Raw genomic sequence first — 16221 nt, forward strand, 5'->3', positions numbered from 1 at the left:
TGAACTTACTACTGTAGCATCTGCGTATTTAGCAGTTGAAAGTTTAGACTCCAAAGTAGCAATACTTGCTTCAAGGATAGCCTTGTTTACTTTCTTAGTTTCTTCTACTTTTACTTCAGGTTTAACTTCTATAGCTTTTGTAGTTTCAGGTTTTACAGTTTCTACTGTTTCAGCTTTAGGCTCGGTCTTTTCCTTATCTTTATCATCTTGACTAGGAGCAGGTGTTGAAATAGCTGTTTCAGCTGATTGCACTTCCGTCGCTGATACTGCACCGTTACCTAGGAACATCAAACCAGCTGCAATGGCTACTGATGCTGCTCCAAAGCTATATTTACGAATACCGTAACGAATGTACTTTTCTGTTCTAAAATCTTGTTGTTGTTTGCCTTTCATTGAGACTCACAACCTCCTTTTGTTTTATATCATGTTTATAGATATAGTAAAAATTAAAGCCCCTTCATTTCATTCATAAACAAAGGAATTCCTCTATATACTACTTTTCTTCTGAAACATGTATATTCATTCTATCACACCAGCCGTTAATATTCAATTTATTTGCTTGAAAACAACATGAAAATTTCAATTTTTATTTATGTTATTCTCTAAAAAATAGTAAAAATTGTCTGAATTATATAAAAAATCTACATTTTTTAACTATTTTCACTATTTTTTGAGACTTCAACATATTTTCGAATCCGCTTTCTCTGTATAAATGCATATTATTTTGAATTAAATTTCATTAATCTATATTTTGTTTTTTGTATATTTATCAATTAAATCCGTTTGATTTTTTTCATAAATCTTTTATCATCTGTATTTTGATATTTAAAAATATATTGAATGCCAATCTCAGCTAAATTCATTTAGAATTTCTGATTTAGCTGTTAAAAATTCGTATTTAATGTTAGCTAATATCCAAAAAACCGATGAAATAAATCAGGCTCTATGATATTTGTAGTGGGTAAACCCCCTATGGATATTATGGAGCCTATTTTGTTGTAGAAAAAAAGTCCCATATGACCTATAATGAAAAGCGGCAAAACAACTCATTAGAAAGATTCATCTGGAACAATTACATTTTATCACAAAACTACTAGTCATTAAAGACCCTAATATCCAATTTATGGCCATCATCAATAAGGATACACTCAAGAAAATCATCGCCAAACTGGACTACGACGCCCCATCTTGCCCTGATTGTGGAAGTCTAATGAAGAAATATGACTTTCAAAAACCGTCTAAGATCCCTTACCTCGAAACAACTGGTATGCCTACTAGAATTCTCCTTAGAAAACGCCGTTTTAAGTGCTAATCATTGCTCGAAAATGGCGGTCGCTGAGACTCCTCTAGTAAAGAAAAATCATCAAATCCCTCGTATCATCAACCAAAAGATTACTCAGAAGCTGATTGAAAAGACTTCTTTGACCGATATTACCCATCAGATTGGCATTTCAACTTCAACTGTCATTCTCAAGCTCAATGACTTCCGTTTTAAGCATGATTTTTCTCGTCTGCCTAAGATTATGTCCTGGGATGAGTATGCCTTCACTAAGGGAAAGATGAGTTTCATTGCACAAGATTTTGATAAGCTTAATATCATCACTGTTCTTGAGGGCATTACACAAGCTATCATCCGGAATCACTTTCTTAAATATGATAGAGTCGTCCGATGTCGATTGAAAATCATTACTATGGATATGTTTAGCCCTTACTATGACTTGGCTAAACAGCTTCGCTTTCGAATTTCTATGTTCAGGCTAAAACAGTCCACTGGACTGTTTTACTCCAACACTTAAGCCGTGCTATGAGTCGTGTGCGTGTCCAAATCATGAATCAGTTTGAACGAAATTCTCGTGAATACAAAGCTGTCAAGCGTTACTGGAAACTTATCCAACAAGATAGTCGAAAACTCAGCGATAAACGTTTTTATCACCCTACTTTTCGCATGCACTTGACCAATAAAGAAATTCTAGACAAGCTTTTGAGCTATTAGGAAGACTTGAAACACCACTACCATCTCTATCAGCTCTTACTCTTTCACTTTCAGGAACAGGGAGCCAGACAAATTTTTCGGACTCATTGAGGACAATCTAAGGCAGGTTCAACCTCTTTTTCAGGCAGCCTTTAAAACCTTTCTAAAGGATAAAGAGAAAATCGTCAACGCTCTTCAATTCTCCTATTCAAACGCCAAATTAGAAGCGACGAATAATCTCATTAAACTTATCAAGCGCAATGCCTTTGGATTTCGAAACTTTGAAAACTTCAAAAAAAGGATTTTTATCGCTATGAACATCAAAAAAGAAAGGACGAATTTTGTCCTTTCTCGAGCTTAGCTTTTATTCAACCCACTACACTTGACAAAGAGCCAAAAAAACGAGCACTTTCGTACTCGTTCTCTGATATAAACTACTGATTAAAGTGAGTTTACGTCAACTTTGATACCAACACCTTGAGTAGTTGTGATAGTCAAGTTTGTTACGTAAGTTCCTTTAGCTGTAGCTGGTTTTGCTTTTTGGATTGTTTCGTTGAAAGCTTTGAAGTTTTCAACCAATTTTTCAGCTTCAAATGATACTTTACCGATGATTGCTTGAACGTTACCTGCACGGTCAGCACGGTAAGTGATTTTACCACCTTTAGACTCTTCAACTGCTTTAGCAACATCCATTGTTACAGTACCAGTTTTAGGGTTTGGCATCAAGTTACGTGGCCCAAGGACACGTCCAAGACGTCCAACAAGAGCCATCATGTCAGGTGTAGCAATAACTACGTCGAAGTCCAACCAACCGTCGTTGATTTTAGCAACAAGGTCATCTTCACCAACAAAGTCTGCACCAGCAGCTTTTGCTTCTTCAGCTTTTGCACCACGTGCGAAAACAAGAACGCGTGAAGTTTTACCAGTACCGTTTGGCAATACCATTGCTCCACGGATTTGTTGGTCAGCTTTTTTAACGTCGATGTTCAAGTTGTAAGCAACTTCTACAGTTGCGTCAAATTTTGCAAAGTTAGTTTCTTTTGCAAGTGCTACAGCTTCTTCTACGCTGTATGCTTTTGTGCTGTCGATTTTCTCAAGAGCAGCACGAAGTTGTTTGCTTTTTTTAGCCATTTTCTATTCTCCTTGTAAGTGGTTCAATCGATTTTCATCTCCCACGTCACTTCTCGAAATGATGAAGTCTTGCGGGTTATATTGGGGGTGTTATTGATTAGTCAACAACAGTGAATCCCATAGAACGAGCAGTACCTTCGATCATACGCATTGCAGACTCAATGTTTGCTGCGTTCAAATCTGGCATCTTGGTTTCTGCAATTTCTTGTACTTGTGCACGAGTAACTGTAGCAACTTTAGTTTTGTTAGGTGTACCTGATCCTTTTTCAACACCTGCAGCTTTTTTCAAAAGAACAGCAGCTGGTGGTGTTTTAGTGATGAAAGTAAATGATTTATCTTCGTAAACTGAGATAACAACTGGAATGATCATACCAGCTTGGTCAGCTGTACGAGCGTTGAACTCTTTTGTGAATCCCATGATGTTGATACCAGCTTGACCAAGAGCAGGTCCAACCGGTGGAGCTGGTGTAGCTTTACCAGCAGGGATTTGCAATTTTACAAGTTTTTCGACTTTTTTAGCCATTTTTAAATCCTCCTTTGTGGTTTTGGCGGTAATTAAAGATTTTTACCTCCCACAAGCATGCTTTACACATACCCATTTATTATACACTATTTATCTAGAATTGCAAGAGAAAAGTTTATTTTTTATACTCAATGAAAATCAAAGAGCAAACTAGGAAGCTAGCCGCATGCTGTACTTGAGTACGGTAAGGCGACGCTGACGTGGTTTGAATTTGATTTTCGAAGAGTATTAATCGACGTAATCTCCGCCTTCAAATCCATAGTACTCTTCCAAACTGAGACCACTCTCTGCAATTTCTTTTGCTTCTTTTCCGACATAACGAAGGTGCCATTCTTCAGCCATATAGCCTGTTTCCTTTTCCTTACCTTTGAGATAACGAACAACAAAGCCATAATCAGCAGCATGATCCAAGAGCCATTGGGCCGCTTTTTCTTCTGTCACCAAATCACCATTTGTCCCAATCACATCAAAGGCTAAACCTGTCTGGTGTTCGCTATAGCCAGGTCGAGCAGAATAACGGTCAGCTGCTGCCTTCCCATCTTGGTTGACATAATCTTGATAGAGCTTGGTCTGAGTTTCATAACTTCTAAAACCACTGTAATGATCGCTAATCGGGAAACCTGCCTCTTGCATAGCTTTAATGAGTTTGACCAACTCAGCCTTGGCTGTTGGATTTTCCCCTGGATTGTAGTCTTTTGACAATGGGTAGTGTTTATTTGCTACGATGATTTCATCGTATTTCCCTTGGATGCTGTAGTAGTCTCCTTTGTTAACCACTTCTGCTTTTTTCTGGGCAGCTCCTTGAGCCTTACTTCCGACTGTTCCATCAGCTTTAGCAGTTTGCTCTGTCTTAGCTGAGCCATCTTCATTTTTTGCTTTTTCTTGTGAACAAGCTGCTAGACTCATGGCTAGCAAAGCTGTCAAGATAAGGTATCTTTTTTTCATTTCTACTCCTTTATTTCTAATAATTTATCTACTTCTAACGATAAACGTTTGACTAATCTTTTAATCTCATCCGGTTTTGCTTGGCAGGTTTCTGCTGTCATTTCTTCAAAAGGAACCCACCAGACTGGACCACGTCCCTTAAGACCGTGTCCATTCAAATCACCTCTTCGTCTAGGAAACAGATGCCAATGAAGATGGGCATCGCCATTTCCTAGCAGTTCGATATTCATTTTCTCAGCAGCAAAAGCCTTAGCAACCGCCTCTTGGACCACACTCATTTCTTCTAGAAAATGGAGTCTTGTCTCCTTTTTCAAATGGTGCAATTCGGTGACATGTTCCTTGGCTAGAAAGAGACTATAGCCTGCAAAATACTGGTGGTCTCCAATCACAAGATAGCCTGTTTCCAACTCTTTGACAAAATAGGGATTTTCTCCCTTCCTGATGAGCTCAATTCTCTGGCAAATCAAACACATATTAGTCTACCAATGCGCTCTTAAGATAAGCATCAACCATACGTTCCGTTGCGACCACCGAATCAATATGAGTGCGCTCATATGAGTGGCTAGACTCGATACCAGCACCGAGAAGGGCGTGTTTGACTTCTGCCCCTGCGGACATGGCTGCTGAAGCGTCCGAACCATAAAATGGATAGATATCCAGTTTAAATGGAATATCTTGCTCTTTAGCCAAAGCAACCAAATGTTGACGGAAGTCATAGTGATAAGGCCCAGAAGCATCCTTGACACAGATAGACACTGTATATTCGTCTGTTTGCTGGTCATCTCCCATAGCTCCCATATCTACAGCCAGATATTCGACTACCTGAGCAGGAATATTAGAGTTAGCACCGTGTCCCACCTCTTCAAAAACTGAAAAAGCAAAATGGGTTGTTACAGGCAATTCAATCTTCTCTTCCTTATAAATACGAAGCAGGTTAAGCAAAATTGCTGCACTGACCTTGTCATCTAAATGACGAGACTTGATAAAGCCTGTCTCTGTCACGACAGTTCGTGGGTCAAAGCTGATAAAATCACCGACCTCAATACCAAGAGCACGAGTTTCTTTTTCACTAGTTACTTTGGCGTCCAAACGCACTTCCATATTGTCCTGCGTGCGTTCTGCAGTTCCTGCATCCTTGTAGACATGGCAAGAAGTTTGGTGAATGAGGATGGTTCCTGATACTTTTTGATCTGTGCTAGCCACATGAACGGTACAGTTTTCACCTTCAATCATGTTCCAAGGAAAGCCACCGATACGATCCAGTTTGAGACGGCCGTCTGGTTTGACAGCACGGACAATAGCACCCAGCGTATCTACATGGGCAGTCACATAGCGATGCTCTTCATCACTTTGACCTTTGATGGTCACATTGACACCGCCCTTTGCTGTACGAACCGGCTGGTAACCAAAACCTTCTAGAGTCTTGACTAAATAGTCCGAAATCTCTCGAGTGAAGCCCGTTGGCGACGCAATGGCTGTCAGTTCTTTGATATATTCTACTGTTTGATTCATTTCTTCACCTCTTTTGCTACCTATTATAACACATTTATCATCGGATAAAAAAAGAAAATCACTCCTGTAGACTTGACTACAAAAGTGATTTTAATGATTATTCCATTTCAAAAACATCGCTTTCTTGCTTGTTTGGTAGAACCAATGAGAGCAAGATTCCGACAATAGCTGGCACCAACCATGGGAGAGATGCCTTGGCAAAAGGAAGAGCGTTGACAAGATTTGCAAGAAACTCAACCTTAAATGAGCTTCCTAGTACGCTTGCAATGGCAATAGCTGTAACCACAGCAATTGTCAACTGCATACCTGGTTTTGAAAGAGCCACAAATTTGTTGACAATGACAATCATAACGATAGCAATCGTGATTGGGTACAAGATAACCAGTACTGGAATGGAGTACTTGATAATCGCATCAAGTCCTAAATTAGCAATGGCAAATCCAATCAAGGTAAAGGCTGTAGCATAAACCTTGTAGCTGATTTGCGGGAAGCGCTCATTAAAGAACTCAGCTGTTGACACAATCAGACCAACTGTTGTTGTGAAGCAGGTTACGGTAACCATAGCTGCAAGGAAGAGTTGAGCTGTTGAGCCAAAGATTTCTTGAGTCGCTTGTGACAAGATGTAAACACCTGGTGTTCCACCCTTCATCGCTTCAGCTGGTACTGGGAAATGATTTCCAAGGAAACCTAAACCGATGTAAAGAGCGCTGAAGGCAAGGGCAACAACGATACCAACCACCCAAATAGTCGAAATGTATTCTTTCTTACTTGAAAATCCAAGTTGTTTCAAGGTTTGAACTGCGATTACGCTAAAGGCAACTGAAGCAAGGGCGTCCAAGGTATTGTAACCTTCTAGGAAACCTGTACCAAAGGCAGAAGCTTGATAAGCAGCTGAAGCAGCTTGAGGACTTGTTCCACCGTATTTGAAAGCTCCCAGAACAACCAAGATAACAATCAAAATCGCAAAGACTGGCGTTAAAATACGTCCAATGCGGTCTAAGATTTTTGATGGATTAAGCGAAATCAAATAGGCTGCTGCAAAATACAGAACAGTAAAGACAATCAAACCAAGACCTTTATTTGCATCCGACAAAAGAGGGCTAATCCCTACTTCGTAAGCTGTTGTAGCAGTACGTGGGATAGCAAAGAATGGACCGATTGACAAATAAAGAACTGAGAGGTAAAGAGTCGCAAACCAAGGCGCTATCTTTGTTGAAATCTCGTAGATATATCCTTTAGGATTTAGCGTTCCAATAATAAGAGTCAAGACGGCGATACCGACACCTGAAAAGACAAAACCTGCGATGGCAGGAAGAAAATGTTCTCCAGATAGAGCACCTAGAGAAGGCGGAAAAATCAAGTTCCCCGCACCAAAAAATATTCCAAACAGGAGTAAACCTGTTAAGGCACCTTTTTTAGCCATGAAAATCTCCTTCATATTTATAAAATACTGACCTAGTATATCATGAATAGGAGTATGAAAAAAGCTTCACGAAGTAAATATTGAATGTTTTCAAGATTCTTAAAAATGAGAATTGTCTAAAAATAAAATCCCCTACCCAGTCCACACCAAGTAGGAGAAAATTCTAATGTTTATACTCTTCGAAAATCTCTTCAAACCACGTCAGCTTCACCTTGCCGTACTCAAGTACAGCCTGCGGCTAGCTTCCTAGTTTGCTCTTTGATTTTCATTGAGTATCAAAGTTCTTCAAAGGCCATCATGCCACCTTGTACATTGATAACCTCATAACCTTGTTCTGATAAGAATTGGCAAGCACGCGCCGATCTCATTCCAGATTTACAAATAACATAATGTAACTGGTCCTTGTCCAATTGATCATAAGTATCAGCTAATTGACTCAGAGGAAGATTCTGAGCACCTTCTAAATGAAGAGCTTCAAACTCATCCACTTCTCTCACGTCCACTAAAGAAAGTTGGTCATTTTGGTAAAGCTGGTAAAATGCGTCAAAGGAAATTTCTTTCATTCTTTTTCTCCTAATACTCTTCGAAAATCAAATTCAAACCACGTCAGCGTCGCCTTACCGTACTCAAGTACAGCCTGCGGCTAGCTTCCTAGTTTGCTCTTTGATTTTCATTGACTATAAAATAGTTTTAATTCTTTTTTTCAAATCTGGCACCACTTCTGCCTCAAACCAAGGATTTTTGGCCATCCAGATTTGATTTCTAGGCGAGGGGTGAACTAATGGAAAATAGGTTGGCAAGTAGTTCTGGTAATGTTTTACCCGTTCTGTCACTTTGCCACTGACTTTCTCCTGTAAATAGTAGGCTTGGGCATATTGTCCAATCAAGAGGGTCAATTGAATATCTGGTAATTCTTGCAAGAGCTGCGGATGCCATTTTTCTGCAAAATCTGCTCTCGGTGGTAAGTCTCCTGACTTGCCATGTCCTGGAAAGTAGAAATCCATAGGCAGAACAGCAAAATATCCTGAATTGTAAAAGGTATCTTCATCCACACCTAGCCAGTCTCTCAGGCGGTCACCACTCTTATCTTTCCAATAAAGTCCTGCTTCTTGGGTTTTAAGCCCCGGTGCCTGACCGATGATATTGATGCGAGCAGTCTTTGGTGCTGCAAAGAGAGGCTCAATGCCACGCTCTGTATAGGTAGCATTCTGCGGATCTGCCATAATAGCCTGCTTGATTTTTTCAATTTGAGACATCTACTCTCCCTCCAAAAAGAAGTCTAAGCATACAATCTCAGACTTCTATCGTTTTATTTGATCAATTCGTAAATAGCTTCGGCATAGATTACTGCTGCTCGGAAGAGATCATCCAAGGCGATAAATTCATTAGCTTGGTGCATGGTGTCAATTGAGTCTGGGAACATAGCACCGTAGGCAACACCGCGTTCTAGCAAACGACCAAAGGTTCCACCACCGATGACTTGCTCGTGACCTTTAAGACCAGTTTGTTTTTCATAGACATTCAACAAGGTTTGGACAAGTGGATCTTCCATTGGCACATAGTGAGGCGTGTGACCGTGTTCAGAAAGGCTAACAGAAGCAACTGGCAAGTTTTCAAGGATTGACTTGATTTGCTCTGGGCTTGTTCCTTTTGGATAGCGGATATTAAGGGCAATGGTATTATCAGCGCTTGTTTCATCAAAGCGGAAGACGCCAGCATTCATAGAAAGGGCACCCATCTTTTCATCCACATGGGCAATCTTGAGACTTTCACCCTCATGATCATTCAAGAGAATCTTACCAGCGATGTCAAGGTAGTCTTTGGCTGGACCAGCAAAGTCAAACTGGCTAAGGAAGAGGGCTAGGTAAGTCGCACCATTGACACCTGAAGCAGGCATAGCACCATGCGCTGATTTACCAATGATGGTAACCTTGTACTGACCGTTTTCTTCTTGAATTTCTCCTCTGAGTTTGTGTTCTGCAACAAAAGTATCTAGTTTCCCTTGCAAGTCAGCCAAATCACCTGAAACGACTGCTGTTGCTGATTCTGGTACCATGTTTTCACGCAAACCACCTGTAAAGCTGTGAAGACGGGCAGCACCCGCATTTTCACCTGCAAAGTGGAGGTATTCCGTGATATTTCCTTTTTCACCATTGATGATAGGGAATTCAGCGTCTGGAGAGAAACCAAAGTCTGGTTTTGCAAGTCCTACGTGCTCGAAATAGTAGTCCATGTCTGCCCAACCTGATTCTTCATCTGTTCCAACGATGAAACGAACTTTCTTAGAAGTTGGAAGTCCCAATTCTTTGATGATTTTCAAACCATAGTAACAAGCTGTTGTAGGTCCCTTGTCATCTGAAGCCCCACGCGCATAGAGACGACCATCTTTGATAGTTGGTGTGTAAGGGTCTGTGTCCCAACCGCTACCAGCTGGCACCACGTCCATGTGGGCAAAGATTCCGAGAACTTCTTCGCCATCACCAAACTCAAAATGTCCTGCGTAGTTATCAACATTTTTAGTTGGGTAGCCATCGCGGTCTGCGATTTCAAGGAATTTTTCCAAGGCTTTTACCGGCCCAGGTCCAAATGGATGCTCAGCATCAACCTTGCTATCATCACGTTCTGAGTTGATTTCCAAAAGGCTAAACAAGTCAGCCAAGAGGGCTTCTTTGCGTTTTTCTACTTCTGCTGTAAAATCAATTGCTGTCATAATATCTTCCTTCTATCTTTTCTCGATGATTTCATCTACTGGCAAGCGGTAGCTTGGTTCCAATTTTTCGTCTGTGTATCCCACTGTAATCAAGAGTTCTGGGCGGAAGCGGTCTTCGATTTCCAAAACTTCGTTGACTTTTGATTTGTCAAAACCAAGAATCAGATTTGACCCGATTCCTTGGTCTGTAAGAGCGAGAACCAAGTTCATAGCAACCAAACCTGCATTGAGGGCTAGGTAGTCACTGACTTGTTGTTCATTGTAACGGGCAAATTCCGCAGGTAAATTCTTCATGAAATATTGAAGTTGTTCTTCAGAAAAATTCTTTGCCCCACCGACACGAGCAATCTTGCGAGCACGTTTGGCTAAGTCCGTATCTGTAAACAGGGCAATGGTGACAGGCGCTGATGATACCTGCTCAAAATTTGAACCGTAAGCCAACTTTGCCAAATCAGCATTTTTCTCACGAACCACCACAAATTTCCAAGGCTGGCTGTTGTGGGCACTTGGTGCCAAGGTTGCAATTTCGATAGCCGTACGCACATCTTTTGGATCAACTGGCTTATCAGTGAAATGCTTAGTCGCATGACGTTTTTTATTTAATTCAAGAAATTTCATAATCGATTTCCTTTTCTAATTCTACTGTTTCCATTCTACCATAATTTGAAAGAGCTTGCAGGGATTTTTCATGATTAAGATATATTAAAAACGATTGGGCCAGCCAATCGTTTTTAGTTTGCACAATTCTATGAAGCAAGTTCTCTTTAATCATGTCCTGTATCTGTTTGGTAATCTACTCTCTTTTCCGCCACTTGAGCTAATTCCACTTCTTCCTGCGGGTTCAACTTTCTTTGCACAGCCTCTGCTACTGCTCTCGGTACTCCAACTTCGACAATCTCATCCACACTGGCTTCCTTGATTTTAGTCAGAGACTTGAAATGTTTCATGAGATTCTGCTTGCGTTTAGGTCCCAGACCGTCAATTCCATCCAGTTGTGATGAAAAAGAATTTTTGGAGCGCAGTTGACGGTGGAAAGTAATAGCAAAGCGGTGCACCTCATCCTGAATGCGTTGGAGGAGGAAAAATTCCTGAGAATTGCGAGACAGCTCCACCACCCCAAGCGGATCTCCAAAGAGCAATTCATGGGTTTGGTGCTTGTCATTCTTTTGCAGACCAGCAATGGGAATATCCAAACCCAGCTCCTCTTGGATGACTTGCTTGGCAATATTGACTTGACCTTGTCCCCCATCAATCACAATCAAATCTGGAGGAGTCAAACCGTCACGCTGTACTCGACCATAGCGTCTGCGAATGACCTCTCGCATACTGGCATAGTCGTCTGGCCCGACTACGGTCTTGATTTTATACTTACGGTAATCTTTTTTACTTGGTTTGCCGTTGACAAAGACCACCATGGCTGAAACAGGACTAGTTCCCATGATATTAGAATTATCGAAGGACTCGATGCGGACTGGGGTCGGTATTTGGAGCAAACGTCCTAGATTTTCAATAGCCCCCTGTGTTTTTTCGACAGATTTCTCTAGCAGGTTAAATTTCTGCTCTAGGCTGACTCGAGCATTCTTTATAGCCAGATTGACCAGTTGCTTTTTCTCTCCACGCTGGGGTTTGAGAATCCTAGTATCCACTATGGCCTTGACGGCTTCTTCATCAATATCCTGCGGAATCAGTACCTCATTGGGAACCAAGTGAGATTTTTCTTGATAGAATTGTCCCACATAGGTTAGAAAGTCCTCATCCGGATCATTGTAGTAGGGGAAAAGATTGACATCTCGCTCAATAAGCTTGCCCTGACGAACAAAGAAAACCTGAACACACATCCATCCCTTATCCACATAGTAGCCAAAAACATCGCGGTTTTGGAGATCCTTAGCCATGACCCGTTGCTTGGTCCGAAGTGTTCCAATGGCCTGAATCAGATCACGGTATTCCGCTGCACGTTCAAACTCCATAGACTGGGCTGCAGCTGCCATTTTGCCCTTTAGGTCATCGATAATTTTATCATCCTGCCCTTTTAGAAAGTCAGAAACCTCCTGGGCCATGGACTTGAAATAAGCCTCATCTTTCTTACAGATGGTGTGGGCCAAACATTGGCCGATATGGTAGTAAAAACAGACCTTAGAGGGCGGATTGGTACACTTACGAAAAGGAAAAATCCGATCCAGCAACCGCTTGATTTCATTGGCTGCGCCCACATCTGGATAGGGTCCGAAATAAAGACCTCCGTCCTTCTTGACCTGTCGGGTAATAATCAAACGAGGATAGCGTTCATTGGTAATTTTGATGAAAGGATAAGACTTGTCATCCTTGAGCATGATATTGTATTTAGGCTTATTTTCCTTGATCAGGTTGATTTCTAGGAGAAGTGCCTCAATATTGGACTCCGTAACAATAAATTCAAAATCCACAATCTCAGACACTAGAGCCTCTGTCTTAGTATCATGACTTCCGCGGAAATAGGACCGCACGCGGTTACGCAGATTTTTTGCCTTTCCTACATAGATAATGGTGCCGTTTTTATCCTTGTGAATGTAGCAACCAGGGCTGGTCGGCAAGAGCTCTAGTTTTGATTTAATCAAGTTATTCATAGTTCCATTATAGCAAAAAAGTAGGGAAAGATTGTTCCCTACTCATTGGTCTCATATATTTTTCGGAGGTTTGCAACATCCTCTTCCTGGATACCATAAAAGGAACCCGCAGGTTGCATGACAGACTTCTCATCTGTATGGTCCAAGCCAATCGCATGACCCAACTCATGTTCTGCCGTATGGACAATGCGCTCATAGGAATAGCCATAGTTAGGATTGGACAGATAATAGTGATTCAGACGCACCGTGACAGACAAGAATTGTCCTGTTAAGAGGTTGGTCTGACTTTCCGCCTCTCCTGCCACAGGAGTGCCTCCGTCATTCATCTCCGTAGCTATAATATCTGCTTTACTAGACTCAGTCACGATTTCAAAGTTAAAAGCACCAGTTTGATTCCAGTTCTGAATTGCTTCTACATAAGCTTCTTGAAAGCGTGAATCCATCTGGGGATCCAAGTAAATACGAGCAGAAGCCTGTGGCCACCTTCCTTCAGAGTGTTGGTGGCTATCTGTCTGGTTCAACTTAGGCAGTTGCCCTGTTTTTTCCCATTGGTCGATACTTTGTTGACCAATTTTTACTGACCGTTCTGCTTGCTTTAGCGCTCCTTGAAAATCTCCGTTAAGATACCAGAGAAGTCCAAAAGCAAAAGCACACAAAAGAAAAGCTATCCAAACCAGGCGCCAAAACAAACGCCACACAAAAGAAAAGAAAGCCCCTATCAAACGAAAAATCCAGCGCATGTCTCTCCACCTTTCTAGCAAATAAAGTCTATTTTACTAAAATAAGCTGAAAGAAAGCTAAAGACCAATTTTCTTATCTTAGCGTCCTAATATTTTTTTGAGTAACTGAATAGCTTTATATTTTAGGGGAGATGGATAATAACGGAAAGTTCCTGCTTTACGTACAATATAACCATTAAAATTTTGTTTAAAACGTAAAACACCATCACTACCATCAAAAATCCCTTGAATCCCTAGGAAGTTGTATTTAGGTATCCCACGTTTTATGCTTTCCAACATAACATATTTCTGAAGTAGCGTAGGGGCATAAAATTTATTAAACTCAGTATAGGAACCACTAAAAAGATAGGTCGTTTCTTGAGGCATATAAATAAATAAACTACCTGCTAAAACAAGATCTTTCTCTCCATATTTTTCAATCAACTCTCGTGCTTCTGCTTTTCGAACTTCAAAGCTTTCATACTGCCTAGCCAACTCTTTGTGTTCTTTTTTCTTTTGTGCAGAATCTGGATATTGTTCTAATAAGAGTAATGAGGTAGCTATTTTTTCAGATAATTCTTTTTGCTTATGTATTAAATTTTGTATATATTCTCCTAAATTTAGACTAGCAATTACAAACTCGGCTTTTTCTCCAAAAGAGTCATAAAAGTGCTCATAATATTCTAAACTTTTATCACTATATTCTCGACGTTCAGAGGTTGTTTTTGTTATACCTTTAAAAATTGAAAGTTCTTCACGATTTAATTTTTTCAACTGAATACCAAATGTATCAGCCTTTTTCACCAAAGGTTTCCCCTTTTTACTAAAACTATTAATCAAGGTCTTTTCAGTTAGCTCATTCAAATCTTTATAATATAACCAATCCGGTTCTCCACCTGGGTAACCTGTTTTTAAACCATCAAATTGATAGCCCAAATCAGTCAAAACTTGAATAATACTTTTTTTCTCATCATCTATTGGATTACCCTCACTATCAAAAGTTTGATAAATTTCATAAGGTTTTACAAGTAGCTCTAATGCACCATTCTGCTTAGCATATTCTTTTAACTCTACATAAAAAACTGAAAGAGCATCTTGCTGGGTATAAATTGGCCCCGAATTGAGCTCCATATGCAGACCTCCCAGCATGGGCAAGCTATAAACTAGGGATGCAACTTGAATCTCTCCTTCTTGTTTCAAAGCAAGATAAACAATTCGAGCTCCTCTTTTTTCTAACAAATCCCCCATCTGGACAGATTGCATAAAAGAACGAGAAGAAACCTGATCAGAATAAGCTTGAAATTCTTCTTTCGTGAGTATAGTTAATGCCATGTACTTACTTTCTATGATGTTTGATTCTTAGTGCCTTGCGAAAATCAAGAGCGAGTCTTAACAGAGAATAAAGAGGATGGGTGGGAATTGTAAACTCACCCAAATATTCTTCAATCGTTGGGTTAAATTTTTCCTTAAAATGGTAAAGTCCACCATTGAGAGAATTTTCAACACCACCTAAATTTTGCCACACCATACCTCGCTCAAAGGCATAGCGAGCTGTTTCATACCAAGTTAAAATTGGTGCATTATAACGTTTAAAAACTTCATTCATACCAGCATATAGATTAACAGAGGTATTACCAAATTCCAAACTCAAAGTAGCTGCTAAAGGAATGTTTGATTTTTCTTCATTCAGATATCTCTGCAAGAAATCTCTTTCTTCTACCAAACGCTCTTTTTCCTTCTTCTGGGCTTCTACTTTTGAAGTTCGAGTCGACTCAGTAAACGCCTCTTCCAACGCTAAGTTTTTCGCTAACTGTTCTTCTAATTCTCGTAAACGCTTAGCGATATCCAGAGTAGCCAGCGTTATGTAGGCCTTGTCCTTAAAATTATCTAACAATTTTTTATAATAGGCTTCATTCCTCAAATGGATATCTTTTCGCTTCTCAGTTTTTTTCATCAAAAAGGAGAAAGATTCCAACAATTCAACTCCACCAATCTGAATCTCTACCCCCTTATTTCGAGATGATCGAATGGCTTGTTTTGTTGACTTGCAAAGTTTATCTTCTGCAAAGTTTTCCTTGTATATTTTTGCCTGAATACGAGGCTGAATGGTATCCCCCATTCCATCGGTCTTTCCTGACCATCTTACTCCCATTTTTTGCAAACTTTCAATAATAGCCATATTTTCAGGATATTCTGTTTTTTCATGCTTGATTGAACTTTGCGATAGGCAAATACTTGGATCAAAAATCACAAAAATCGCTCTCTTGCTTCGAGCATAAGACTTAATGGATTGAAGAACAAAGTTCAAGAGTTCAGCATTCTTATAATCTAAAACAGGACCTCTTGGGATATAAAACATTCTATAGCCTAGAGGAAGAGTTTTAATCAAAATACTAGCTGTAGCCAGTAGTTTGTCTTCTCGGTAGGCACCAAACTTTTCATGTTGCCAATCAGACTTAACCTCTTCCCAAGCACTACTTTGTAATACATTGACTAATTCATGTTCTTTAACAAACTGATCATATTCTAATGTGGGAACGCCAATTTGATAACGATACATCTCTTACTCTCTTTCCAACAATAATAGAATTTAACTACTATTCTACTATTTTTGTTTAGAAAGTCTAGTAAAAACATATTTTAGTTTCTATTCCATAGAAGACATGGTTATTGAAAGAGT

Annotated in this window: 16 protein-coding genes and 1 pseudogene; 1 reads left to right on the forward strand and 16 read right to left on the reverse strand. The window is 40.1% G+C overall.

Going from position 1 to position 16221, the window contains the following annotated elements; translation table 11 throughout:
• Positions 1-393: YSIRK-type signal peptide-containing protein (locus OCF95_RS04835; RefSeq protein ID WP_261104999.1), on the reverse strand; the 393-nt coding region annotated here is incomplete at its 3' end.
• A 670-nt stretch (positions 394-1063) separates the two neighbouring features.
• Between OCF95_RS04835 and OCF95_RS04840 the strand changes: the two are divergent.
• A pseudogene (locus tag OCF95_RS04840) lies at positions 1064-2333 on the forward strand (ISL3 family transposase).
• 80 nt (positions 2334-2413) lie between these two features.
• On the opposite strand, the gene rplA reads toward OCF95_RS04840, so the two are convergent.
• The 15 genes from rplA to OCF95_RS04915 all read right to left on the reverse strand — a co-directional run bounded on the left by rplA (position 2414) and on the right by OCF95_RS04915 (position 16101).
• Positions 2414-3103, reverse strand: coding sequence for a 50S ribosomal protein L1 (rplA, locus tag OCF95_RS04845; RefSeq protein WP_001085675.1), 690 nt, complete (start codon positions 3101-3103; stop codon positions 2414-2416).
• Positions 3104-3200: 97 nt separating this feature from the next.
• Complete coding sequence (gene rplK / locus OCF95_RS04850; protein WP_001085806.1) at positions 3201-3626, reverse strand: 50S ribosomal protein L11; 426 nt, start codon at positions 3624-3626, stop codon at positions 3201-3203.
• Positions 3627-3854: 228 nt separating this feature from the next.
• Positions 3855-4571 (reverse strand): LD-carboxypeptidase LdcB/DacB, encoded by a 717-nt coding sequence (gene ldcB, locus OCF95_RS04855; RefSeq protein WP_024057736.1) that lies wholly within the window; start codon positions 4569-4571, stop codon positions 3855-3857.
• 2 nt (positions 4572-4573) lie between these two features.
• Positions 4574-5044 carry an HIT family protein gene (locus tag OCF95_RS04860; protein ID WP_261105000.1) on the reverse strand — a complete coding sequence of 157 codons (471 nt, stop codon included), beginning with the start codon at positions 5042-5044 and terminating at the stop codon, positions 4574-4576.
• A gap of 1 nt (position 5045) precedes the next feature.
• Positions 5046-6083 (reverse strand): M42 family metallopeptidase, encoded by a 1038-nt coding sequence (locus tag OCF95_RS04865; RefSeq protein ID WP_223330549.1) that lies wholly within the window; start codon positions 6081-6083, stop codon positions 5046-5048.
• 97 nt (positions 6084-6180) lie between these two features.
• On the reverse strand, positions 6181-7506 hold the full coding sequence (gene brnQ / locus OCF95_RS04870; protein ID WP_001074581.1) for a branched-chain amino acid transport system II carrier protein: 1326 nt from the start codon (positions 7504-7506) through the stop codon (positions 6181-6183).
• Positions 7507-7781: 275 nt separating this feature from the next.
• Positions 7782-8069: a rhodanese-like domain-containing protein gene (locus tag OCF95_RS04875; protein ID WP_025172880.1), complete on the reverse strand. Its 288-nt coding sequence runs from the start codon at positions 8067-8069 to the stop codon at positions 7782-7784.
• A 114-nt stretch (positions 8070-8183) separates the two neighbouring features.
• Positions 8184-8762: a uracil-DNA glycosylase family protein gene (locus tag OCF95_RS04880; RefSeq protein WP_000078104.1), complete on the reverse strand. Its 579-nt coding sequence runs from the start codon at positions 8760-8762 to the stop codon at positions 8184-8186.
• 53 nt (positions 8763-8815) lie between these two features.
• Positions 8816-10216, reverse strand: a complete 1401-nt coding sequence (gene pepV, locus OCF95_RS04885; RefSeq protein WP_261105001.1) for a dipeptidase PepV — start codon at positions 10214-10216, stop codon at positions 8816-8818.
• A 12-nt stretch (positions 10217-10228) separates the two neighbouring features.
• A complete protein-coding gene (locus tag OCF95_RS04890; protein WP_261105002.1) occupies positions 10229-10834 on the reverse strand; it encodes a nitroreductase family protein in 606 nt (201 codons plus the stop codon).
• Positions 10821-10988 (reverse strand): hypothetical protein, encoded by a 168-nt coding sequence (locus tag OCF95_RS04895; protein WP_261105059.1) that lies wholly within the window; start codon positions 10986-10988, stop codon positions 10821-10823. Before OCF95_RS04895 ends, OCF95_RS04890 begins: the two co-directional genes overlap by 14 nt.
• Positions 10981-12822, reverse strand: a complete 1842-nt coding sequence (gene uvrC / locus OCF95_RS04900) for an excinuclease ABC subunit UvrC (RefSeq protein ID WP_261105003.1) — start codon at positions 12820-12822, stop codon at positions 10981-10983. The genes OCF95_RS04895 and uvrC overlap by 8 nt, the downstream gene beginning before the upstream one ends.
• 38 nt (positions 12823-12860) lie before the next feature.
• The gene (locus OCF95_RS04905) at positions 12861-13562 is read right to left on the reverse strand and encodes a M57 family metalloprotease (protein WP_261105004.1); all 702 of its coding nucleotides are present in this window, start codon (positions 13560-13562) and stop codon (positions 12861-12863) included.
• A 78-nt stretch (positions 13563-13640) separates the two neighbouring features.
• Positions 13641-14873: an aminoacyltransferase gene (locus OCF95_RS04910; RefSeq protein ID WP_261105005.1), complete on the reverse strand. Its 1233-nt coding sequence runs from the start codon at positions 14871-14873 to the stop codon at positions 13641-13643.
• 4 nt (positions 14874-14877) lie between these two features.
• Positions 14878-16101 (reverse strand): peptidoglycan bridge formation alanyltransferase MurM, encoded by a 1224-nt coding sequence (locus tag OCF95_RS04915; RefSeq protein WP_261105006.1) that lies wholly within the window; start codon positions 16099-16101, stop codon positions 14878-14880.
• Positions 16102-16221: the final 120 nt, after the last annotated feature.

Origin of the sequence: Streptococcus mitis (genome assembly GCF_946188615.1) — a bacterium.
Taxonomy (GTDB): domain Bacteria; phylum Bacillota; class Bacilli; order Lactobacillales; family Streptococcaceae; genus Streptococcus; species Streptococcus mitis_BZ.

Coding starts and splice junctions, on each gene's coding strand:
- rplA (WP_001085675.1), bottom strand. CDS start 3,103: ATGGCTAAAAAAAGCAAACAACTTCGTGCTGCTCTTGAGAAAATCGAC.
- rplK (WP_001085806.1), bottom strand. CDS start 3,626: ATGGCTAAAAAAGTCGAAAAACTTGTAAAATTGCAAATCCCTGCTGGT.
- ldcB (WP_024057736.1), bottom strand. CDS start 4,571: ATGAAAAAAAGATACCTTATCTTGACAGCTTTGCTAGCCATGAGTCTA.
- OCF95_RS04860 (WP_261105000.1), bottom strand. CDS start 5,044: ATGTGTTTGATTTGCCAGAGAATTGAGCTCATCAGGAAGGGAGAAAAT.
- OCF95_RS04865 (WP_223330549.1), bottom strand. CDS start 6,083: ATGAATCAAACAGTAGAATATATCAAAGAACTGACAGCCATTGCGTCG.
- brnQ (WP_001074581.1), bottom strand. CDS start 7,506: ATGGCTAAAAAAGGTGCCTTAACAGGTTTACTCCTGTTTGGAATATTT.
- OCF95_RS04875 (WP_025172880.1), bottom strand. CDS start 8,069: ATGAAAGAAATTTCCTTTGACGCATTTTACCAGCTTTACCAAAATGAC.
- OCF95_RS04880 (WP_000078104.1), bottom strand. CDS start 8,762: ATGTCTCAAATTGAAAAAATCAAGCAGGCTATTATGGCAGATCCGCAG.
- pepV (WP_261105001.1), bottom strand. CDS start 10,216: ATGACAGCAATTGATTTTACAGCAGAAGTAGAAAAACGCAAAGAAGCC.
- OCF95_RS04890 (WP_261105002.1), bottom strand. CDS start 10,834: ATGAAATTTCTTGAATTAAATAAAAAACGTCATGCGACTAAGCATTTC.
- OCF95_RS04895 (WP_261105059.1), bottom strand. CDS start 10,988: ATGATTAAAGAGAACTTGCTTCATAGAATTGTGCAAACTAAAAACGAT.
- uvrC (WP_261105003.1), bottom strand. CDS start 12,822: ATGAATAACTTGATTAAATCAAAACTAGAGCTCTTGCCGACCAGCCCT.
- OCF95_RS04905 (WP_261105004.1), bottom strand. CDS start 13,562: ATGCGCTGGATTTTTCGTTTGATAGGGGCTTTCTTTTCTTTTGTGTGG.
- OCF95_RS04910 (WP_261105005.1), bottom strand. CDS start 14,873: ATGGCATTAACTATACTCACGAAAGAAGAATTTCAAGCTTATTCTGAT.
- OCF95_RS04915 (WP_261105006.1), bottom strand. CDS start 16,101: ATGTATCGTTATCAAATTGGCGTTCCCACATTAGAATATGATCAGTTT.